Source organism: Agrobacterium sp. B1(2019), from assembly GCF_008274755.1.
Taxonomy (GTDB): Bacteria; Pseudomonadota; Alphaproteobacteria; order Rhizobiales; family Rhizobiaceae; genus Agrobacterium; species Agrobacterium salinitolerans.
The window spans coordinates 1-17569 of the sequence record NZ_VTPB01000003.1; the positions used below are offsets into that span (position 1 = coordinate 1).

A 17569-nucleotide genomic window follows, 5' to 3' on the forward strand; every position below is an offset into this window, starting at 1 on the left:
GTTATTACGATCGATCGCCGCCAAACAAAAATCACCCTTTCAATCAATGCTCAGCCAGATTCCTGCTAAAATCCCTAGCTTCCGCACTAAACCCGCATAAATCATCCGACCAAGCATAGCAGTCCGCCAGGTAAGCAAATGCATAAATTATATGTTTACTTAGTTATCCACATAAATATATATGTTTTAATCACCCTCATTTTGCGACCGGCAGGAATCCTCTCGGCCCCTCGGCACGCAAAACAATATTCCATCCAAAAAGTATAAATATACAAATATATGTATTGCCGTGGATGTTATAGCAAAAATATTCCCATGACCCCACCACCCGCCTCAGGCGCGCTTCTGAGTGAAGCCTAATAAATCCGTCAAATCAAAAATGCGAAAATATATAATTTGCAAAACGTAGCCGACGAAACATTCGCCTGCCTTCTACGGACATAAGAACATCGGGAAGCTTCAAAGCTTTTCCAGCTTGGCAAGGAAAAAACGATCACTCCAAAGAGCCGTGGATTTAAGCTCGGCTGGACGAAGAAACCGTCGAACATCCCCGGCAGCCTCTTTCCAGTCGATACGTTTGATCGTTTCTGAAAGAGCCGCTTTCAGCCAGGCAGCATCTACATGGACAGTCTCATCTCCTGCCCATGGACCAGCCTGCATCAGCGCATTGCGCAAAAGGTCCAGATTTGGCGAGACGCTGCGGGACACATACCAGGAGAAGTCATACCAATCACGCCCCTTGAGAAAACCACGGCATAGAAGAGCGTGTATCTTGAGCGCAAAATTGGAAGGCAAATCCTGATGGCGGACCTCACAATCAGCCGGAAAATCAAGGTAGGTAGTTTCCTCACCCGATCCCGCAGGCGGATTAACGTCAATCTCAAGTTTGATACGAATTGTCTTGGGTCTACCTCTTCCCGCAAATGACAGATCCAACTGGCTCGCGATTGAGTCATCTTTGATAATAGCCTGACGGATCGCCGTATCCATCCGCACCTTGGGATGTGCCTCCAATTCCAACCCGAACTGGCCGACAACATCCGTCAGAACCTTGAGATAAGGAGACCAGTTGAAACCCGTGTCGGGAGCCCGCAGAAGAAAATCGAGGTCCTCGGAAAAACGCGGCAGGCCATGAAGAATGCGAAGGCTTGTACCACCCTGAAAAAGAGCCACATCGAAAAAATCGCCCCGCCACAAAGCGTAGAGTACGACCTCCTGCAGTATTTCCTTGATGGCATTCTCTTCCTCTATTGCACTCTCCGCCGCGTATTGCCGAAGCTTGTCCCGGATAATCTCAATCATGCCCTGACCTCGACATCATGCAGACACCTGGAAGGCATCAGAGCACCTTCCAGCGCCCGGAGAAAGACATTCGCAGCCTTGTGCTTGTACACCGGCTTCAATGCAGCAAAATCCTTGCGTCGCAATCCGAAAAGGGCATCTTCCTCAATCCTCATACCAATCGTAAGCCATTCAAGCCCGCTCCACTCCACCTTGCGAAGCGCTACCAGATCCATAAGCGCCCGAAGAGGCCTGGCAACGAACGCAATCGAGCCGTTGAGCGGGACACGGTCAACACTCGTCATGAACCGATAATCGTTGATCGCCAGAGGATGATAGCTGAAGGTCCCGAACCCGGGCGTCGAAAAATCCTGGCTTTTGCGTCCAGGTGAAACACTGGCGGTAACAAACACCGCCTCCGGAATCCATCCATGAAACGACAGTGCTGTCTCGAAAGAGATATAGCTGCCCGGCACGAGGTTTTGGGCGACGGCAAACGGATGAACCGGGTCACGTCGATAGCGTCGCGCCAGCACATAACAACCACGCTTCAGGCGGATGAGGGACCCGTCTTTCAAAGCGCGGTTGACAAGGCCATAACGGCGCGCGTCACTGCCGCCCAGCAACTCGGCGAGTTGCCGGTCATTCAGAAAACGATCAGCCAGTCCGGCCGCAGAAATCTGGTCCACCAACGAAGACATAATTCTTGATACTTCCAATTCATGAAAGTTTCAAGAACTTTTATACAAGTCTCGAACCCGTTCCCGGTAGGATGCACGTTCGAGTATCGAGTGCTTTATGGCAAGGATGGCCGGCGCATCGTCGGTTTCGACAACGAACGCGGCAAAGGCGATCATTGCCATCTCGACGGCGACGAGCATCCTTACATGTTCACAACGACCGATGCCCTCCTGTCCGACTTTCGGAAGGAGATAATCAAGAGGAGGAAGAAGCCATGAGAGAAGCCTTGATTCAAATCAGAGCAGACAGCGAAGCTGCCCTCAATGAGGTTTTTGAAAGGGCAACGAACGCCATGCGTTCAGGCAATCCCTCAGAACCCGTGGCAGTCTTCACCTTTTCGTCGCCCGCACGGCTTTTTTCTGTCATCACCCCAAAAAGGTGGGAATTGATTGAACATCTTCAGAAGATCGGTCCATCGAGCATACGCGGACTTGCCCGATCCGTCGAACGTGACGTTAAGCGTGTCCACCAGGACGTGTCCGCATTGTCGGACTGGGGTATATTCGAACAAACCGAAGACGGAAAGGTTCATGTACCCTACGAAGTCATCCACGCGAATTTCGACCTCAGAGCGGCAGCCTGATCAGGGACCGCAACGCAAGCCATCGCCGGGTCAATATGATCGAGGCCCTCAAGATGTCGACGGCGAGGGTTTCCGACGAAGTTCATCGTCCGCCTAACGTGTTCCAGACCCTGCGGGGCTTGATCGATCGCAATCGCCGCCGGACGGCGCACCGGCCAGTTCCTGCTACTCGGCTCGGCTTCCATCGATCTCAAACAATCTGGAGAAACACTGGCTGGCCGCATAGCATATCTTGAAATGCAGCCTGTCGATGGATTGGAAGTGCCGGCAAATGCAATGGACAAACTTTGGCTAAGGGGTGGATTTCCCGATAGTTTCCTTGCTTCCAGCGACAGTGGGAGCACCACCTCCGACCGCATGGCGGGGGCTTCCTACTGCGGCTGCGGAACACGGTTTGCGTCCCGGTGCCCAACTTGGAGGCAACCGCTGCACGAACGTTCATGGCGACGGCATCCAACATGAATGTATAGCGGCTTGCAGCTATAAGAGGAGACCACACCTTGAACGCCTGTAATTTTGACGCTATATTGCGTCAGTATCTTTGGCTTATCAAAGGAGACGATCATGGCTCTCGCACAATATGCTGACAAAGGGCTGTTCGCGCCAAGAAAAATCGCCGACGTCCTTCATACAACAAGTGACGATATCGCACGCAGTGCCGGGTTGGGCAAAGATTCCGTACAGCGCAAAGAACGCATCAAGTCGGACAAGACCCAACGGCGACTGCGCGAAATGATCGAAGTCATCAACAAGGTGGAGGCCCGTTTCGGATCTGCACTCATGGCATATGCCTGGTATCGTTCAGAGCCTCTCTCAGGCTTTTCTGGCCACACAGCAATGCAGCTCGTCCGAGACGGGCGCGCTCACGAAGTACTCGAGTACATCGACGCGATAGACGCTGGCGTGCATGCCTGACGGCCTGATGCACTACCAGGGTAAACTCTACCGGGCGCTTAATCCCGTTTTCGCTCGTGAGCCGCTCTCCGGGCGAGGTGCCGAGCTTTATGGCGGCAGATTCAATCCAAAAGGCATGCCTGCACTCTACACGTCAGTGACAGTCATCACGGCATTGAAGGAAGCAAATCAGGCGGGCAGCTTACAGCCTACAACTCTTGTCTCCTACGATGCCGACATCACACCGCTGTTTGATACTCGCGATGGCGCCCTGCTTCATGATCATGGTATTGACGGTCAAACTCTCAGCACCCCGACTTGGCGAGACGACATGAATGTGTTCGGTGAAGCCCCCACACAACGTCTTGCCCGGTCTCTGAAAAACGAGGGCTTTTGCGGTTTGATCGTCAGGAGCTTTGCTCCGGGGGCGACTGATATCGACCTGAACGTCGTCCTTTGGACATGGGGAGACACCGTTCCACATCAGTTGATCCTAATCGATGATGAGCAGCGCTTGTCACGCTGAAACCGCTGTGAAATCTCCGTGGGCGGCAAGAATGCGTCTAAAACACCCATTATAATGGGTCAATTAATTGAAAATCCGCCGTAAATGACCCACTGAAATGGGCCAATATACGCAGGCTGACGCTCATGCTGCGAGACGGCGGACATCTAGTCCGGCTCGCCACTGCATCCGTCTACCTCCTTCGGGCTCAATCCGATGCTCTCATATACACGTCACATGACGGTTTATTCCTGTGTCCGCATCGAGCTCGTCTCAAGCCCTCAATAATAAGCAGTCTCAATTATTGCGTTGGTCGGCGGGCGCTCTGGCCTAACTGCCGAGAGGGATACTTAAATAACCTCTGCGAAAGCTGTGACGCATCTAACCGCAGACAACCGACTACCCGACGTGTTTTTTCCCAGTAGTGCCGATCTCAATACGGCCTGTTGTCCTGGGCTCACAATAAATGCCAAGCGCGCGCTTGGTGTTTCTCAGCATGGTTCGGAGGATTTCAGGCTGCTCCTTCAGCTCCGGCTGGGCGATAAGAGTCATGCCACAGCGTTTTGTCGTTTCCGTCACCGTGACCTCAACTGCGCCGAAACTGATGACGTCGCCGATCCAGCCAAATTCTGAAAAGCCGGACATGTCTTCCGTTTCAAGTAGGATGTTGGGACGAAAACGCAGCCGGTCGATAGTGCTTTGTGGTGTCATCCGCTGAAGTTCGCACAACGAGGAGGTAGTCACTAAATGCAGGGGCGATACCGAATAGCGATTTCTGATTTGCGGAACAGAGGGTGCTAGAGGATCCGCAGCGGCGTAACTGCCGATCGCCACTTCAAATCCGAAATGCGCTGACAGCGCCTGCGGCAATTGAGAATCTTCGAGGTATAGCCATCGTCCGTTTGGAAACCCGATACGAACGCCATTCTCATCCATGGCGCTCTTAAGAAAAAGCGCCGGGCGCCAACGAGCGTCTTTTTCCGGCGCCGCGACTACGCCGGACACGGGATCAAAGAGGCCGAAACGCCTATCTCCCGTGATCCCATTCAGACTGATGTCGGCCTCATGGCATATTTCCCCGCCGAGTGAGCTCACTGGGTATCGCCATATTTCCACGATTTTCCCGAATGCCGGCATTGGTCGAATGCGCTCCGTCATCATCACTTCCCGTCTGCTACTGTCAGGCCGTTAAAAGTATCGACGGAAATGCGGTTTTGCTCAGGTCTTCCAAAATGGCCTCCGCAGCGGTCTCGCCCAGTTCCGCTGCGCTTGTTATGCCCTGAACGAACGGATGCTTGTGCAACAAAAAGGGAATGGCCACACAGTAAAGGCGGTTCGACAGCAGGCCCGTATCGAGCGGACGGTAACTTTCGTCCACCGCTATACCACCGGTTCTTCTGACAATTGTGTCGTTCTCTTCAATAGCTAATGGAGTCCCGGACTCCACTGTCATTGCTGGTTTCACAGTCCCGCGCCGCAGCGAAGGGAAAGGCAGGTCCCGGGCGGAGAGGGCAGTCTGGCCAGTGGCATCGATAAAGCTGTCGAATATCTCTTCGGCATCCCTCATCCGCACCCTCGCCCCGCGCGAAAGACCATCAGTATCGATGGAATAATCGTGGCCGAGCCGCATAATCTCGAGCCGGCCGGCATTCCGTAGTGCAAGAAGACGCTTGATCGACAAATGCGGAACTGTCGCATAGTCATCAATGAAGACACTTTTGAACGACTTGTTAAACCGGCCCAGATCCTGTGTGTCCAAATGTGGGATCGCCCGCGCGATAATTTCGTGTGTTATCAAAATGGCGTAGCGCCAGGGTACCGTGACACGTTCCCGGGCATTATACTCAACCTCCGCAAGGTTCGCTGCTGCCCAGGCGAATGGATCAGTGGCTGACCGGCGCCCATAATAAGCTTCCGCGAAACTATCGACGGTAAGGCTGTTCAAGCCTATCTCAGAGGCGTAGTCGGGATCAGCAGTCGCGATTTCACGGCCAAAAAGTTCAAACACCCTGTCGAGCAAACCAACCGGTCCTAGTCCAATCTCCTGATCCACGGCCTCCTGCGTGCATACATTTGGCATTGAATATGGAAGCGGGCCGTAGAAGTCAGCTTCCGGCAACAACCCCTTGCGCGACATCATCACGGCCGAGAAATTCTCGTGGCCGGTGGCAGCGTGGAACTGCAATATTCCCGCCTCATCATGGATAAATGAACCGCACGATACCGCGACGGTTAACAGGGCATCGATGCCGCTCAGAGACGTTCCCAATATACCAAGCCGACCATGGCAGGCTGCCTTAAGGCCTGCCGCCGGCCATGGAGACGCAAAATAACCGGGTCTCACCTCGGTTTTATCTGGCCAGTTGTGGCCTGTCGCCATCACGACATGGTCAAAAATGGCATCAAAACTGCCATCATTCGTATCGACGCTGACGCGGATCTGATCGAGACCGAGAACGATATCCCTGACACAATGGCCGGGGCACACATCGACCTCATGCCCGCGGTTCCTCGCGTCTGTCACAATGGCTGTGAATTGTGTGTGAAAATAATCGCCCAGAATGAGCCGTGGATAGAATTCGCGCTCATTGATTCCAGATCGCACAATGGAGAAGCGGCTCAGATAATCGTCACTCTGGCTGTACAGCCAGTCGATCAGCGACATGGGCATTGGAGGTATTTCAATGCTGGGGATATTGGACAGCATTACCGGATCGTTGGCACCCGGAAGATAGGGCGTCCCCTTTCCGGCCAGCATTTCGGCTTCGTAAACGGTGATGGAGAGTGGTGCGGGAGACTGAACCAGACGCTGAAGTGTGAAAATACCGGTGGGACCTGACCCAATGATGCAAACCCGACTGCCCATACGCACGTACTCCAATGCCATCTATTACAGCAGGTCATAACGGCGAGACGGGCGTCGCGTTCCCGCAGCGTTCCGTTTCGTACGGTCTGTGACAAATATGCCCGTAATCGCGCTTTGCGGACGGCCCGAGGCGCGCGGTAATGAACTGATGGGGTTGCATCGCTGTCTCAGCTGATGCGTCGTCCCACATTGGAGGCTCGTCCCGCGAAGCTCCATCATATTGCAGGTCTGCATAACAAGCAAAAATCCGCCAATTAAACCCCCTCCCTCTGCCAGCAATGGTTTGCTTACAAATTTTATATGTTCTATATCACTACGACATAAATTATATGTTTAATGATATCCTTCCCTGTCTCAAATCAATGGCGCGCGCCGCGATCAATCATTCACTCAAGCCCATAAGTAGTACATAATTTCACCATATAAGTATAAAACCGCAATATATGTATATACTGGTCGTATTGTAGTAAAATATTTCAAGCATAAATACCCTGCAAACAAGTTCGCCGTGATCGCTGTCGAACGTTCGAAACCTGTTTTGCCAGATGATGCGATTGTCGAGATCGTTGTGTGGAAGCTGCCCGAACCCGGCAGCCCCCACTTGTCCAAGTATCGAGTGTTTTGTGGCAGGGACGGCAGGCGTATCGTCGGTTTCGACAACGAAGGTGGCAAAGGTCATCGTCGGCCTTTAAGCCAGCCGATTACCATTCAAGAACCTGTCGAGTTCAGCGGTCCGAGTTCTGGCTAACTGAACTTCCCCAGCAAACTCAGGCCATCGGTCTACGGCTGCTCTAACCTGTTCTATAACTTCCCGTGCGTCCTGATCAGAAATTGAGGCCCCTTTGGAGACTGCCAGAAGGTGGGACATGCTGGGATTCCTGCCTTCCCCGGCTATTGCCGTGCTGTGCTCTCCACCTGGTCCCGACGAAAAAGTAAGATCGTATGCGGGCGCCAGAGACCAGCGGCCATTCCCGTCCATAAGGAAGGCGTGGTTCTTCGCATGGTCGTCGCGATTTCTGGCATAGACATTGAACACCATGTTTCGGAACATCTTCAGGACTTCCGTAGCGTCGCGGGTCATTATGTGAGTAAGCTTGTGCAGTTGCTCATAGTTCACACTCGCTTCACGATGGCTGGCATTCAGCAGGCCGCTTGCCGTGTGCATGTGGAGCCTGCCCGCAGGGGTCCTGTCAAAACGTTTCGTCGCAAAAAGCCGTCGTCCTTTCCTGGTCTCCAGCAGCAGGGTGTCGGCCATCGTCAGTCCTGCAGCGACCGCCATAAGCGAATAGGCTTTTTCTTCCGGACCGATCTCCCGCGGATCATCGGAACTTGGCGCCTTGACCATCCACCTTTCAAACCCCGGATCCAACGGTTGGCCATAATCCAGAACGCATCTGTTTTCCGCCTGGTTGAAGCCGATCATAATCTTCGGCCGCGCGCCCGCAGATCCACCCTGCGCGCCCTGCAAGCTGTCAATATCAGCCACGTCCATTTCAGCCTGCACCAACTCGACCTGATCAGCGAACCAGTCGAGATCGGTGACGGCCTGAGGCTCCTGGTCGTCTGGCAATTCAGGAACATATGAGAGCGCGCCCATTCCCGTTCTGCCCACTGCCGACAGACGGTCGATCGGGGTAAGCCGGGTATAGTCGATGCCCGCCCGCTGAAGCCGGCGGTCCAGCAACAGCCGACCCCAACCATCCGGCAGGCTGTCGTTGAACAGCCCGTGAAGCCCGTCAAATGGATCGCGAGGCGCCGCAATCAATCCAGTGGAGGCCATCATATGGAATGGTGAAACCAAAAGGGGCGCCGCCAGAAACTCCGCCGCGTACTCGAAATACGCCCGCCGTTCCCCGCCGCTCCAGGCAAGCGTCCCGAGCTTTCTCTCATTCCCTTCGAGCTCCAGATAAACGCTCATCTTCTGGATTGACGTGAACTTCATTTCCGGCGCACACGGTGCTTGAGAGGACGATCAATGACATCATCGATATTCTGTGGCGGCCGACCCGGGAACAGCCGTTCAAATTCCGCCTCCGCCTCAAGAGCAAAGGCAATTTTCACGAGACTCTCGAGAGAAATTTTGCCGGTTTCTTCAAATAGCCTCAGCGATCCGTAGGAGACATTCGATCTCGCAGCCAATTCGCGTTGGGTCAATCCTTGCTGGATCCGCCGGCGCTTCATCCTATCCGCCAGGTCCCGGATAACCTCCACAGGAGAAGACATTTTAAATGCTAACATATTATCATCCATGCGCGAATCAGACTTTTTAATGCCAATATAATAGCATTTAAAATAAATCGCAACTCACCTGCACGCTCAGAAAACTCGGCTTTATGACCCGTTGCGTATTGTAGGACTGCATCATCGCGGCCGTTTTCCACCATCGGTCAGCCGTTATAAGGAATACGACTTTTCCTTATAACGGCCTTACTAGCCGTCGTGCGTTATATGAATTCGCCACAAATGACCTGCCTTCGTCTCTCAAGAATGCTGGCGTCTGCGAAATCCACACCATGGAACAGTGCTTCCGTCGCGGTCGAGATACTGAAGCCTGGCTTGCCAGGCTGCGCCAGAGGCGTGCTGACGGTCTGCGGAACTGTCTCTTCCATGCCAAAAGGCGCATCCGGCCCACCAAGCTTCATTGCCGCCTCATTTGTCGTTACGCTTGCTCTGAGCAGCCGCTGAGGTTAGCCCTTTACCAAACCATTGCAATGTCTCCGACCGGCCCAAACCGGTCATCCCATGTCATTCTGTGCCGCGCAGACTATCTCGGAAATGAAAGCACTTTTCTCCGAGGTATAGCGATCCCCATCATACGGAAACTGCTCTGCAAGACGGCGCTTCAAGGTGGAGTATGCCAAGGCCATATCGTCATGTTGGCGGAGGTAGTCTCGGAAAAGCAACCGCCTCTCATGCGTTTGGTTGAAGGGCGGGCAAAGGTAGACCCTTATCTGGGGTGAAGGGCGTTTCAAAAGAAAGGCCCAAACATCATCGTCATACCGATTGCCACGAGGCTCGAAGCCAGCGTCGATGAGAGCCGCGCTCGCACCGGGAATGTCTCCGATGCCCGATACGACAACGTCCACGTCAATTATTGGCTTTGCGGCCAATCCTGGTACTGCAGTGCTACCGATGTGCTCGACTGCCCCAACGCATCCTCCGAGCACTTCTCTCAAAAGGGCTTCGGTCACCAAAAAGTCATCTGGCCATTTCGGGTCGTAGGGAAGAATTTCAACCAAGGTCGGCATCAGCGCATCCGTAATCATGGGAACAGACACGTTAGCCTATCCACCGCTCGAATGTCTCTTCTTGGCGCAGAGCTACCGCTTGATATGTACCACTCACAACGACGGCGCTCTTCGCGTGTGTCAGGTCATGTCAGCATAAGCGCTGTACTCGCCGGATTGTCTGTCCCTGAAAAGATAAACGGCAGGCTGACCTCCTCGGGTGATTTCCGCAAGGTCGAATTCTTCGGAAAAGTGCCATTCATCCAGCGCCCTCCGGCAGGCAGCTATTTTTAGATCGTCCGCTTCGGCCAACAAGGTGACCCCATCGATCTCGCCAACAAACATCATGGCGTCCGTCTCCGAAAAAAGCCAGTGATTGGTCTGCCAGCTTTCAAATCCGGGCGTCCTGTTGCACACCGTGTCGATAATTTGTTTCGGGACGTTCTTCGGTATCGAATGGGCGTCGTTGAAAGAGGCATCCCACTTCCGCGTGGCTTCGCCGCTGTGGATACACCATGGGCATACGTGCAGAATGTTATCCTTGCAGTATATCGGGCCGCAGTACATGAATTCCCGATCTTTTCCGCAGCATGGGCATTTCGCAAGCATGGGCACGACGCAGCCGTTTGCGATGGGATCGAGAAAATACTCGAAATTGGGCAGGTCTTTCCCTAGTACCGCCATCCATGGCTCCGTTGTTAACATTGTAAGGAAGATACGAGCTCACCGTTGCTTGTCATACCTAACAATAGCGCAGACAGGTGGGAATTCACATTTTTGCTGTGGCGCTTCGACATCTGTCGATCGCCTTGGCGATGCCCGCTTCTGGCGAAGAACCCATGTCTGCAATTGGCCCTATGCAGACTTCAAAAAAAGTGTGAGACAAGGCCGGCGGACGATAATCGCCTTAATCCAACGCAGGGAAACCCGATGGAGTCACATAGTCAACCGATACACATAGCGTTCTCACGATCAGAAGCAAAAATTTTACACCAAGCCTTGAATGAAGTTTGCAATGGTCTTTCCCTGCCAGAGTTCGAAACTCGAATGGGAGCGAATCGCGATGAAGTCGAAAATCTGCTTACCAGGTTGACCGAAGTCCTTGATGCCCCATGACCGCAATGGGCGCGAAGCGGAAGACCGCAGTTGGCCCGTAGTGGTCATTGAGCTTGGCTAATATACAGGTATCGATTTACGATGCGCCCGCTGCTCTGGAGCCGTTTTTGGTAGACCTCCATTCGGTCATGGACTTTTTCCGCGACCTTCTGCGACGGTATATTCTCGGGGCTTGTTATGCTGACCACCCTGCCCAAGCCAAGGGTGTTCAGCGCATGGCGCCGACAAGCTGTCGCAGCCTCAGTCGCAAACCCTTTCCCCCAGAAGTCACGCCACAGATGATACCCTATTTCCGGTTCGGTGCCTTCAGGGGTCTCTTGGAGGGTGATCCCACAGTCGCCGATGACCTGTCCGGAAGAGGGGTCAACTACTGCCCAAAGGCCGAAGCCGTGCTTGAGGTAGCTATCGAATGAAAGCTCCTGAAACCAAGTCCGGATTTCAGATGACGACTTGGTGCTTGGATAGAATCTCATGCATTCATGGTCGGAGTAAATCTTGCTCAACGCGGCTAGGTCTTGTTTTTCGACTTCCCTGAGAAGCAGTCGGTTAGTCCTCATAATGGTTGACACGCAAACCTCTCATCTCGCCCGTCCGCCACTGTTGAGTGCATACCGTCGATGCGGCAGATGAAAGCTTTCGTCCGCTTTTGGTGCTTCTGCGCCATGACGGTCACCGGCCTATCGCGGACATACTCAGTGGCAAAAGTCGGCCGCGAAACTCTGAGTTTTGCGACAGAAATTCCGCTTTGATTTGAGCCGCGGCCGACTGTCGTGAAATCAAGATTTTCGCGAATCTTCATCACGCCAAGCCACAACGGAGAGGTCAGGCCAGACAGCGATCCACCGCGCAGTTTTAGCATCGTATATTTCGCGGGTGATTTGCTTCTTATTCGCTCGGACAACCCCGTTCATCAGATCGTCCGTTCCAAACGGAGCATGGAAAAGAAGGGAGCCTCCGATGGGCTTCACGCCGATTGCTGTCGCCGTGGTGGGAAATGTGGTGATGGCCTCGGCAGTGGAGGTGTATGGCATAATCTGATACCCGAACTTGGCCTCGTACCACATATGCACCCGAGCTTCATTTTTCACATCGATCCATACTGGCAGATGTGAGAACGCCGCACGAATTCTTGCCGCCTGCCGCGCTTCCCCGTTTTCCGTAAGGTCGTCCGGGTCAAAGTAAACGATATCAATATCGGAAATACCGTGGGTAGATGGCAAATCGAACGTCCAGTTCCAAACGGTTTGAGCGATAGCGCCCGCGACCAACCAACAATCCGGTAAGGCTACGTTATCCCACCCATCGATGATTGGGCGAAGCAATGGACTAGCGAGAACAGCGGATCGAATCCCTTCGTGCTGGTCCATCCTTGTGGTTTCCTTTCTTGTCACGAAACTCTCGGTTAAAGCGACGCTTGTTTTCCTGACATCTGCGACGGCAAAGAATAAGGAGTTTCGCGGCGTCCGCAATGTCCGTTTTTGGCGGATTGAACTGCACCCCATTTTGACCGGACAGTCGGCATAAGCAGAATGGCTTAAGCACAGGCTTGAGGACAGGCTTATGTCTAACGACTATCGACATGTTGAATTGCTGACGGGTGATGTGCGCCGCAGGCGGTGGACAACCGAGCAAAAGCTGACGATCATTGAGCAGAGTTTCGAACCAGGCGAGACGGTATCGTCCACCGCTCGCCGCCATGGCGTCGCGCCCAATCTGCTTTACCGGTGGCGCAGGCTCTTGAGCGAGGGAGGTGCTGCAGCTGTGGATTCTGACGAGCCGGTGGTCGGCAATTCGGAAGTGAAGAAGCTGGAAGATCGCGTCCGCGAGCTGGAGCGCATGCTTGGCCGCAAGACGATGGAGGTCGAAATCCTCCGCGAAGCCCTTTCCAAAGCGGACTCAAAAAAACGGATATCGCGGCCGATCTTGTTGCCGAAGGACGGTTCGCGATGAAGGCCGTCGCAGATACGCTGGGCGTATCCCGTTCCAACCTCATCGAGCGGCTGAAAGGCAGATCGAAGCCGCGCGGCTCCTATCATAAGGCCGAGGATGCAGAGCTTTTACCCATCATCCGCAGACTGGTATATCAAAGGCCAACCTATGGCTATCGGCGGATCGCCGCGCTCCTCAATCGCGAAAGTCGAGCCGCCGATAAGCCCGTCGTTAACGCCAAGCGGGTTCACCGCATCATGGGCAACCACGCCATGTTGCTGGAGAAGCATACGGCCGTTCGCAAGGGCCGCATCCATGACGGCAAGGTCATGGTCGTGCGCTCCAATCTGCGCTGGTGCTCCGACGGTCTGGAGTTCACTTGCTGGAACGGCGAGGTGATCCGTCTCGCCTTCATCATCGACGCTTTCGACCGGGAGATCATCGCATGGACGGCGGTTGCCAATGCAGGCATTTCCGGCTCGGACGTGCGTGACATGATGCTGGAGGCGGTCGAGAAACGCTTCCATGCAACCCGAGCCCCGCACGCTATCGAGCATCTCTCCGACAATGGCTCTGCTTACACCGCGAGGGACACGAGGCTGTTTGCACAAGCACTCAATCTCACACCTTGCTTCACGCCGGTCGCCAGCCCTCAGTCGAACGGCATGTCGGAGGCATTCGTCAAAACCCTGAAACGGGATTACGTGCGCATATCACCTCTGCCGGACGCCGAAACAGCGCTCCGGCTCATCGACGGATGGATCGAGGATTATAATGAAATCCATCCCCATTCTGCCCTCAAGATGGCTTCCCCTCGGCAGTTCATCAGGGCTAAATCAATCTAGCCGACCTGTCCGGTGAAATGGGGAGCACTCCACGGATATTGGATCGTGTCCCGCCGCGTGGTGTAGCTGGTTGCTAGCGAAGCCGCTCGCGAGCGCACTCTCCAATGTGCTGTAGGGAGCGGGCGGCGTAGCAGCCGGCCCGTTTCGTTCATCGGCCTAGTTTCTTTACGATCTCCGCAACACTTTTTTCGACAGACAGGAGAGAGGTATCTAAGCGCAGATCGGGCATCCAAGCCTCATAGTGCGTATTCTGGATTGCCGCCCATGATGGCGGGGAAAGCCCATCAACAGAAGGTGATCTTGTCTCTGCGCGATGGCGGTGAACCGTAACATCGGAGCAAAAGATCTCGACCTCAATGAATTTAGTGCCAGACTCAGCGGCTACGTCTCGAAACGCATTTCGGGTTAGAGGCAAAGGGTTGACAGAGTCTGCGATAACCGTGTGCCCGAGCAGCAGGTTATCGGTCGCCAATCGATAGAGTGTCACATACCCGCTTGGGCCAACATCCAGCCCTTCCATCAATGGTGCGGATGTACGGATTGCCTGCTCGACAGTGTCCACCCTCAGATAAAGCGCCTTTATTCTCCGTGCTAACGCTTGAGCAACGGTGCTTTTTCCTGATCCAGGCAGTCCGCCGAAAATTACAAGCATTGTTTATCTCCGCCCAGCCAATGCCAAACTAACAGGATTGTCTTCAATGTCCCCTACTGGCGCTTCAGGACCATGACGGCCGTTGGCCCGATGCGGTCATAGGGCCGAGTTCATGAACCAATCCCGCGCACCGGCCGAGGCGGAAACGCGGCGTTTTCCATCAACTGCATATCATGCGCCTGCCCCAGGATCACCATATGCGGCAACGCGTCGTAGATCGTCAGGCTTTCCAGGGCTCTGTTGCCGCCAAGCGCGACGATCGGTTTGCAACCATAGATCTGCCCGACGGCGAGCTTTCCCAGCTTGACACATGTCGGCTTGAAAAGCTTTTTGACGTCGCCCCGCCGATGGTAAGATTAGTCGCGTCTTACGAAATGTCCGCAAGTGGCCAACGCGTCGCCGCGAAGCGGTCGGCCAGGTCGGATCATAACAAAACTCCAATTTATCCTTGGAATTGCGGAATAAAACTCCATAAATGCAAGGATGATTGAACCAAGACGCATAAGGGCAGCAGCTACACATCCCCAACGGATCCGGAGCGCACAGGTATGCCAATTTGGTTTTTCATCAGAAGACTCACCTCAATTGCAACAACCGGGATATCTCATAACCGCACCGTCATCTAACAGAACGACAGACCCACTTTTGTATCACCGGGCTTGGTCAGTGAATTGAACTGCAAGCTGCCATTCATCCTCATAACGCACTTAAACAATAATAGATAAACTACTGATAAACCTTGTTATAATTCTCAAAATATCGGCCACCAAACGCCGAGCGCTGAAGTGACGAAACCTCGACAGCAAACCTGGGTCAGTTGCATCATTCCTCCCCGCTGTTCTTTTGCCTCCACCTACCAGTCACACCAATATCGCAGGGAACCAGCCGGCATCGGCCCGGCTCAACGGTGGATATCCAAACTCAGTCGTGGTTCTTTCCGTGCCCGGCGTCTACGGACAGCTAGGGCCTCTTTTCGGTCTCTCGATCTTTTAACGCTTTCCTGCAACGTTAACCAACCGCCGGAATGTCGGGCACTCCATATGCGAGGGCGCCGGGCAATCTGCCACGTGACGAAGCGTGTCGCGCAGCGCGGTCAGCTCGTGGATCTGCCGGTCGATCGCATCGGCTTTCTGATGAAGAACGGCGCGCGGAAGGTCCGGCAAACCATTCACGCCAAACATGCCGGCAATCTCGTCTAGCGAGAACCCCGCCGATTTGCCCATCGCAACCAGTTTGAGCTGTAACAACACTTCCGGCGGAAACTGCCGGCGCATGCCATGCCGCGAGACCGAGGAAATCAGCCCGGCCTCCTCATAATAACGCAGCGCCGAAGGCTTGATTCCGCTTTGCGCCGCCACCTCTCCAATATCCAACAATTTCATACTTGACCTCAAGTTGACTTGAAGTGGCAGGATGCTCCCGAACGTTACTCAAATCAAGAGGACAAGGCATTGGAACAGGTAAAATCAAATCCGTCGGGGAGGCCGCAAACAGGCATTACGGCGACGCTTGCACTGGCAATGTTGCTTGCCTCGCTTGGCACCAGTATCGCCAACATCGCGCTGCCGTCGCTGGCAGAGGCATTTTTTGCACCGTTCTCGCAGGTTCAGGCAGTGGTCGTCGGCTATCTCGTCGCATTGACCTGCTCGGTGCTGATCGCTGGCCGGCTCGGCGACCGTTTCGGGCTGAAGCCCATGCTCGTCACCGGGATGGTCATTTTCGCCCTCTCCTCGCTGCTCTGCGCGATCGCCCCTACGCTATGGCTGCTGATCGGCGCTCGCGCTGTTCAAGGTGTCGGCGCGGCTTTCCTGATGACGCTGCCGATGGCACTGATGCGCCAGACCGCAAACGAGGACCGTGTCGGGCGGGCAATGGGCCTGCTCGGTACTGTTTCGGCGCTGGGAACGGCGCTCGGCCCATCGCTCGGCGGGCTTCTGATCCCGCTGGCAGGCTGGCGCGCCATATTCTGGGTGCAGGTGCCGCTGGCGGCCCTGGCAATGATCATGGCCATATCGGTACTTCCCGCCGACACTGGCAAGGGCAGAACCATATCAGCAAGCCTGCGGTCGGTGATGAACCGCTCTCTGGTACCAAATCTCATCGTCAACATCCTCGTCGCTGCCGTTATGATGACGACACTGGTCGTCGGCCCCTTCTATCTCGGCCTCGGCCTCGCGCTGGCCGCGACCGAGGCCGGCCTCGTCATGATGATCGGCCCGGTCATCTCCATGTTGAGCGGCGTGCCCTCCGGCCGGCTGGTAGACAACTGGGGAAGCCGCCGCGTGCTCGCCGTCGGTCTCCTGCTCCTGACCACGGGCACATTGCTTCTGGCGTTCGTGCCAAACATGATCGGAGTTACAGGCTATGCGCTGTCCGTTATCGTACTGACGCCAGGCTATCAGCTCTTTCAGGCCGCCAACAACACAGCGGCCCTTTCGGACGTGCCACATGACCGGCGCGGAACGGTCTCGGGATTACTCGGCTTGTCGCGCAATATCGGCCTGATCGCCGGCGCCTCTGCCATGGGCGCGGTATTTTCCTTCGCCGTCGGGACGGAGGATCTTAACAGTGCGACAACATCCGCCATCGCCACCGGAATGCGCCTCACCTTCTTGCTGTCATGCGCCATGATGGTCGTTGCCATCCTCGTTGCATTTGGATGGCCGAATACACACAGAAAGCCGTCGCCGGTGATGAAACAAAATCCCGAAGGCTGATCACAGGTGGCGGTATGCCTCGGGCGCCTTGATCCTCCTCGCTCGCTACGACGGTCGTACGCATCGAGGCCGGCTGCGCATAGCCTTTTTCAAAGGACTCAATCACATTACTCCGTCAGCGGTTATCTCTGGGCGGGAAACTCAAGCTTTTTACATCATAACCCAACTCGCTCACTTTCATCATCATCGTCTCGAGCTTCGCTGGCGAATGGT

General features: G+C 54.5%; 20 protein-coding genes and 1 pseudogene. 7 read left to right on the forward strand and 14 right to left on the reverse strand.

All coding sequences use genetic code 11. From position 1 onward, the window contains the following. Positions 1-459 precede the first annotated feature (459 nt). Positions 460-1302 carry a nucleotidyl transferase AbiEii/AbiGii toxin family protein gene (locus tag AGR1_RS20290; RefSeq protein ID WP_149148035.1) on the reverse strand — a complete coding sequence of 281 codons (843 nt, stop codon included), beginning with the start codon at positions 1300-1302 and terminating at the stop codon, positions 460-462. Next, entirely contained in the window at positions 1299-1982 is a 684-nt protein-coding gene (locus AGR1_RS20295; protein WP_149148494.1) for a hypothetical protein, read from the reverse strand. The genes AGR1_RS20290 and AGR1_RS20295 overlap by 4 nt, the downstream gene beginning before the upstream one ends. Positions 1983-2003: 21 nt before the next feature. On the opposite strand from AGR1_RS20295, the gene AGR1_RS20300 reads away from it, so the two are divergent. The 4 genes from AGR1_RS20300 (at position 2004) to AGR1_RS20320 (ending at position 4025) form a co-directional block, all read left to right on the forward strand. After that, positions 2004-2240 carry a DUF6516 family protein gene (locus AGR1_RS20300; RefSeq protein ID WP_281406452.1) on the forward strand — a complete coding sequence of 79 codons (237 nt, stop codon included), beginning with the start codon at positions 2004-2006 and terminating at the stop codon, positions 2238-2240. Continuing rightward, complete coding sequence (locus AGR1_RS20305; RefSeq protein WP_149148037.1) at positions 2237-2605, forward strand: transcriptional regulator; 369 nt, start codon at positions 2237-2239, stop codon at positions 2603-2605. The genes AGR1_RS20300 and AGR1_RS20305 overlap by 4 nt, the downstream gene beginning before the upstream one ends. A gap of 564 nt (positions 2606-3169) precedes the next feature. Beyond that, entirely contained in the window at positions 3170-3520 is a 351-nt protein-coding gene (locus AGR1_RS20315; RefSeq protein ID WP_103466536.1) for an MbcA/ParS/Xre antitoxin family protein, read from the forward strand. Positions 3521-3527: 7 nt separating this feature from the next. Beyond that, positions 3528-4025: an RES family NAD+ phosphorylase gene (locus AGR1_RS20320; protein ID WP_137412438.1), complete on the forward strand. Its 498-nt coding sequence runs from the start codon at positions 3528-3530 to the stop codon at positions 4023-4025. Between the two features lie 378 nt (positions 4026-4403). Here AGR1_RS20320 and AGR1_RS20325 read toward each other — a convergent pair whose 3' ends face one another. Then, on the reverse strand, positions 4404-5162 hold the full coding sequence (locus AGR1_RS20325) for an MOSC domain-containing protein (protein ID WP_170985705.1): 759 nt from the start codon (positions 5160-5162) through the stop codon (positions 4404-4406). A gap of 22 nt (positions 5163-5184) precedes the next feature. Next, entirely contained in the window at positions 5185-6870 is a 1686-nt protein-coding gene (locus tag AGR1_RS20330; RefSeq protein WP_149148038.1) for an FAD/NAD(P)-binding protein, read from the reverse strand. A gap of 508 nt (positions 6871-7378) precedes the next feature. Between AGR1_RS20330 and AGR1_RS30170 the strand changes: the two genes are divergently transcribed. Continuing rightward, positions 7379-7618, forward strand: a complete 240-nt coding sequence (locus AGR1_RS30170) for a DUF6516 family protein (protein ID WP_149148039.1) — start codon at positions 7379-7381, stop codon at positions 7616-7618. Here AGR1_RS30170 and AGR1_RS20340 read toward each other — a convergent pair. The 7 genes from AGR1_RS20340 to AGR1_RS20370 all read right to left on the reverse strand — a co-directional run bounded on the left by AGR1_RS20340 (position 7559) and on the right by AGR1_RS20370 (position 12580). Beyond that, positions 7559-8812 (reverse strand): type II toxin-antitoxin system HipA family toxin, encoded by a 1254-nt coding sequence (locus tag AGR1_RS20340; RefSeq protein WP_149148040.1) that lies wholly within the window; start codon positions 8810-8812, stop codon positions 7559-7561. The two genes, AGR1_RS30170 and AGR1_RS20340, sit on opposite strands and share 60 nt — an antisense overlap. Next, positions 8809-9108 carry a helix-turn-helix transcriptional regulator gene (locus tag AGR1_RS20345; RefSeq protein WP_246669689.1) on the reverse strand — a complete coding sequence of 100 codons (300 nt, stop codon included), beginning with the start codon at positions 9106-9108 and terminating at the stop codon, positions 8809-8811. The genes AGR1_RS20340 and AGR1_RS20345 overlap by 4 nt, the downstream gene beginning before the upstream one ends. A 206-nt stretch (positions 9109-9314) precedes the next feature. Continuing rightward, positions 9315-9512, reverse strand: a complete 198-nt coding sequence (locus AGR1_RS20350) for a hypothetical protein (RefSeq protein WP_149148041.1) — start codon at positions 9510-9512, stop codon at positions 9315-9317. Positions 9513-9605: 93 nt separating this feature from the next. Next, positions 9606-10148: a GrpB family protein gene (locus AGR1_RS20355; protein WP_348640591.1), complete on the reverse strand. Its 543-nt coding sequence runs from the start codon at positions 10146-10148 to the stop codon at positions 9606-9608. Between the two features lie 90 nt (positions 10149-10238). Then, the gene (locus AGR1_RS20360) at positions 10239-10781 is read right to left on the reverse strand and encodes a CbrC family protein (RefSeq protein WP_158662953.1); all 543 of its coding nucleotides are present in this window, start codon (positions 10779-10781) and stop codon (positions 10239-10241) included. 476 nt (positions 10782-11257) lie between these two features. Continuing rightward, a complete protein-coding gene (locus AGR1_RS20365) occupies positions 11258-11770 on the reverse strand; it encodes a GNAT family N-acetyltransferase (protein ID WP_149148497.1) in 513 nt (170 codons plus the stop codon). A 219-nt stretch (positions 11771-11989) separates the two neighbouring features. After that, on the reverse strand, positions 11990-12580 hold the full coding sequence (locus AGR1_RS20370) for a nucleotidyltransferase family protein (RefSeq protein ID WP_149148042.1): 591 nt from the start codon (positions 12578-12580) through the stop codon (positions 11990-11992). A 193-nt stretch (positions 12581-12773) separates the two neighbouring features. On the opposite strand from AGR1_RS20370, the gene AGR1_RS20375 reads away from it, so the two are divergent. Further along, positions 12774-13987 (forward strand): IS3 family transposase gene (locus tag AGR1_RS20375; protein WP_149148043.1). Its coding sequence is split into 2 segments (ribosomal slippage): positions 12774-13110 and positions 13110-13987, totalling 1215 coding nucleotides; the frame shifts between segments, so codons are not numbered across the junction. A gap of 148 nt (positions 13988-14135) precedes the next feature. On the opposite strand, the gene AGR1_RS20380 is transcribed toward AGR1_RS20375, so the two are convergent. From AGR1_RS20380 to AGR1_RS20390, 3 genes and pseudogenes are all read right to left on the reverse strand, one after another. Continuing rightward, entirely contained in the window at positions 14136-14639 is a 504-nt protein-coding gene (locus AGR1_RS20380; protein WP_149148044.1) for an AAA family ATPase, read from the reverse strand. Between the two features lie 110 nt (positions 14640-14749). After that, positions 14750-14956, reverse strand: a pseudogene (locus tag AGR1_RS20385) (T6SS immunity protein Tdi1 domain-containing protein); the annotation flags it as partial. A 672-nt stretch (positions 14957-15628) separates the two neighbouring features. Beyond that, positions 15629-16021: a helix-turn-helix domain-containing protein gene (locus AGR1_RS20390; RefSeq protein ID WP_149148045.1), complete on the reverse strand. Its 393-nt coding sequence runs from the start codon at positions 16019-16021 to the stop codon at positions 15629-15631. 69 nt (positions 16022-16090) lie between these two features. Between AGR1_RS20390 and AGR1_RS20395 the strand changes: the two genes are divergently transcribed. Continuing rightward, positions 16091-17356 (forward strand): MFS transporter, encoded by a 1266-nt coding sequence (locus tag AGR1_RS20395; RefSeq protein WP_246669690.1) that lies wholly within the window; start codon positions 16091-16093, stop codon positions 17354-17356. Positions 17357-17569 lie beyond the last annotated feature (213 nt).

Excerpts from the sequence above, each read along its gene's own strand:
- AGR1_RS20305 (WP_149148037.1), top strand. The coding sequence starts at position 2,237 with ATGAGAGAAGCCTTGATTCAAATCAGAGCAGACAGCGAAGCTGCCCTC.
- AGR1_RS20330 (WP_149148038.1), bottom strand. The coding sequence starts at position 6,870 with ATGGGCAGTCGGGTTTGCATCATTGGGTCAGGTCCCACCGGTATTTTC.
- AGR1_RS20320 (WP_137412438.1), top strand. The coding sequence starts at position 3,528 with ATGCACTACCAGGGTAAACTCTACCGGGCGCTTAATCCCGTTTTCGCT.
- AGR1_RS20325 (WP_170985705.1), bottom strand. The coding sequence starts at position 5,162 with ATGACGGAGCGCATTCGACCAATGCCGGCATTCGGGAAAATCGTGGAA.
- AGR1_RS20390 (WP_149148045.1), bottom strand. The coding sequence starts at position 16,021 with ATGAAATTGTTGGATATTGGAGAGGTGGCGGCGCAAAGCGGAATCAAG.
- AGR1_RS20315 (WP_103466536.1), top strand. The coding sequence starts at position 3,170 with ATGGCTCTCGCACAATATGCTGACAAAGGGCTGTTCGCGCCAAGAAAA.
- AGR1_RS20295 (WP_149148494.1), bottom strand. The coding sequence starts at position 1,982 with ATGTCTTCGTTGGTGGACCAGATTTCTGCGGCCGGACTGGCTGATCGT.
- AGR1_RS20300 (WP_281406452.1), top strand. The coding sequence starts at position 2,004 with ATGAAAGTTTCAAGAACTTTTATACAAGTCTCGAACCCGTTCCCGGTA.
- AGR1_RS20345 (WP_246669689.1), bottom strand. The coding sequence starts at position 9,108 with ATGTTAGCATTTAAAATGTCTTCTCCTGTGGAGGTTATCCGGGACCTG.
- AGR1_RS20340 (WP_149148040.1), bottom strand. The coding sequence starts at position 8,812 with ATGAAGTTCACGTCAATCCAGAAGATGAGCGTTTATCTGGAGCTCGAA.
- AGR1_RS20360 (WP_158662953.1), bottom strand. The coding sequence starts at position 10,781 with ATGGCGGTACTAGGGAAAGACCTGCCCAATTTCGAGTATTTTCTCGAT.
- AGR1_RS20290 (WP_149148035.1), bottom strand. The coding sequence starts at position 1,302 with ATGATTGAGATTATCCGGGACAAGCTTCGGCAATACGCGGCGGAGAGT.
- AGR1_RS20370 (WP_149148042.1), bottom strand. The coding sequence starts at position 12,580 with ATGGACCAGCACGAAGGGATTCGATCCGCTGTTCTCGCTAGTCCATTG.
- AGR1_RS20380 (WP_149148044.1), bottom strand. The coding sequence starts at position 14,639 with ATGCTTGTAATTTTCGGCGGACTGCCTGGATCAGGAAAAAGCACCGTT.
- AGR1_RS20350 (WP_149148041.1), bottom strand. The coding sequence starts at position 9,512 with ATGAAGCTTGGTGGGCCGGATGCGCCTTTTGGCATGGAAGAGACAGTT.
- AGR1_RS20365 (WP_149148497.1), bottom strand. The coding sequence starts at position 11,770 with ATGAGGACTAACCGACTGCTTCTCAGGGAAGTCGAAAAACAAGACCTA.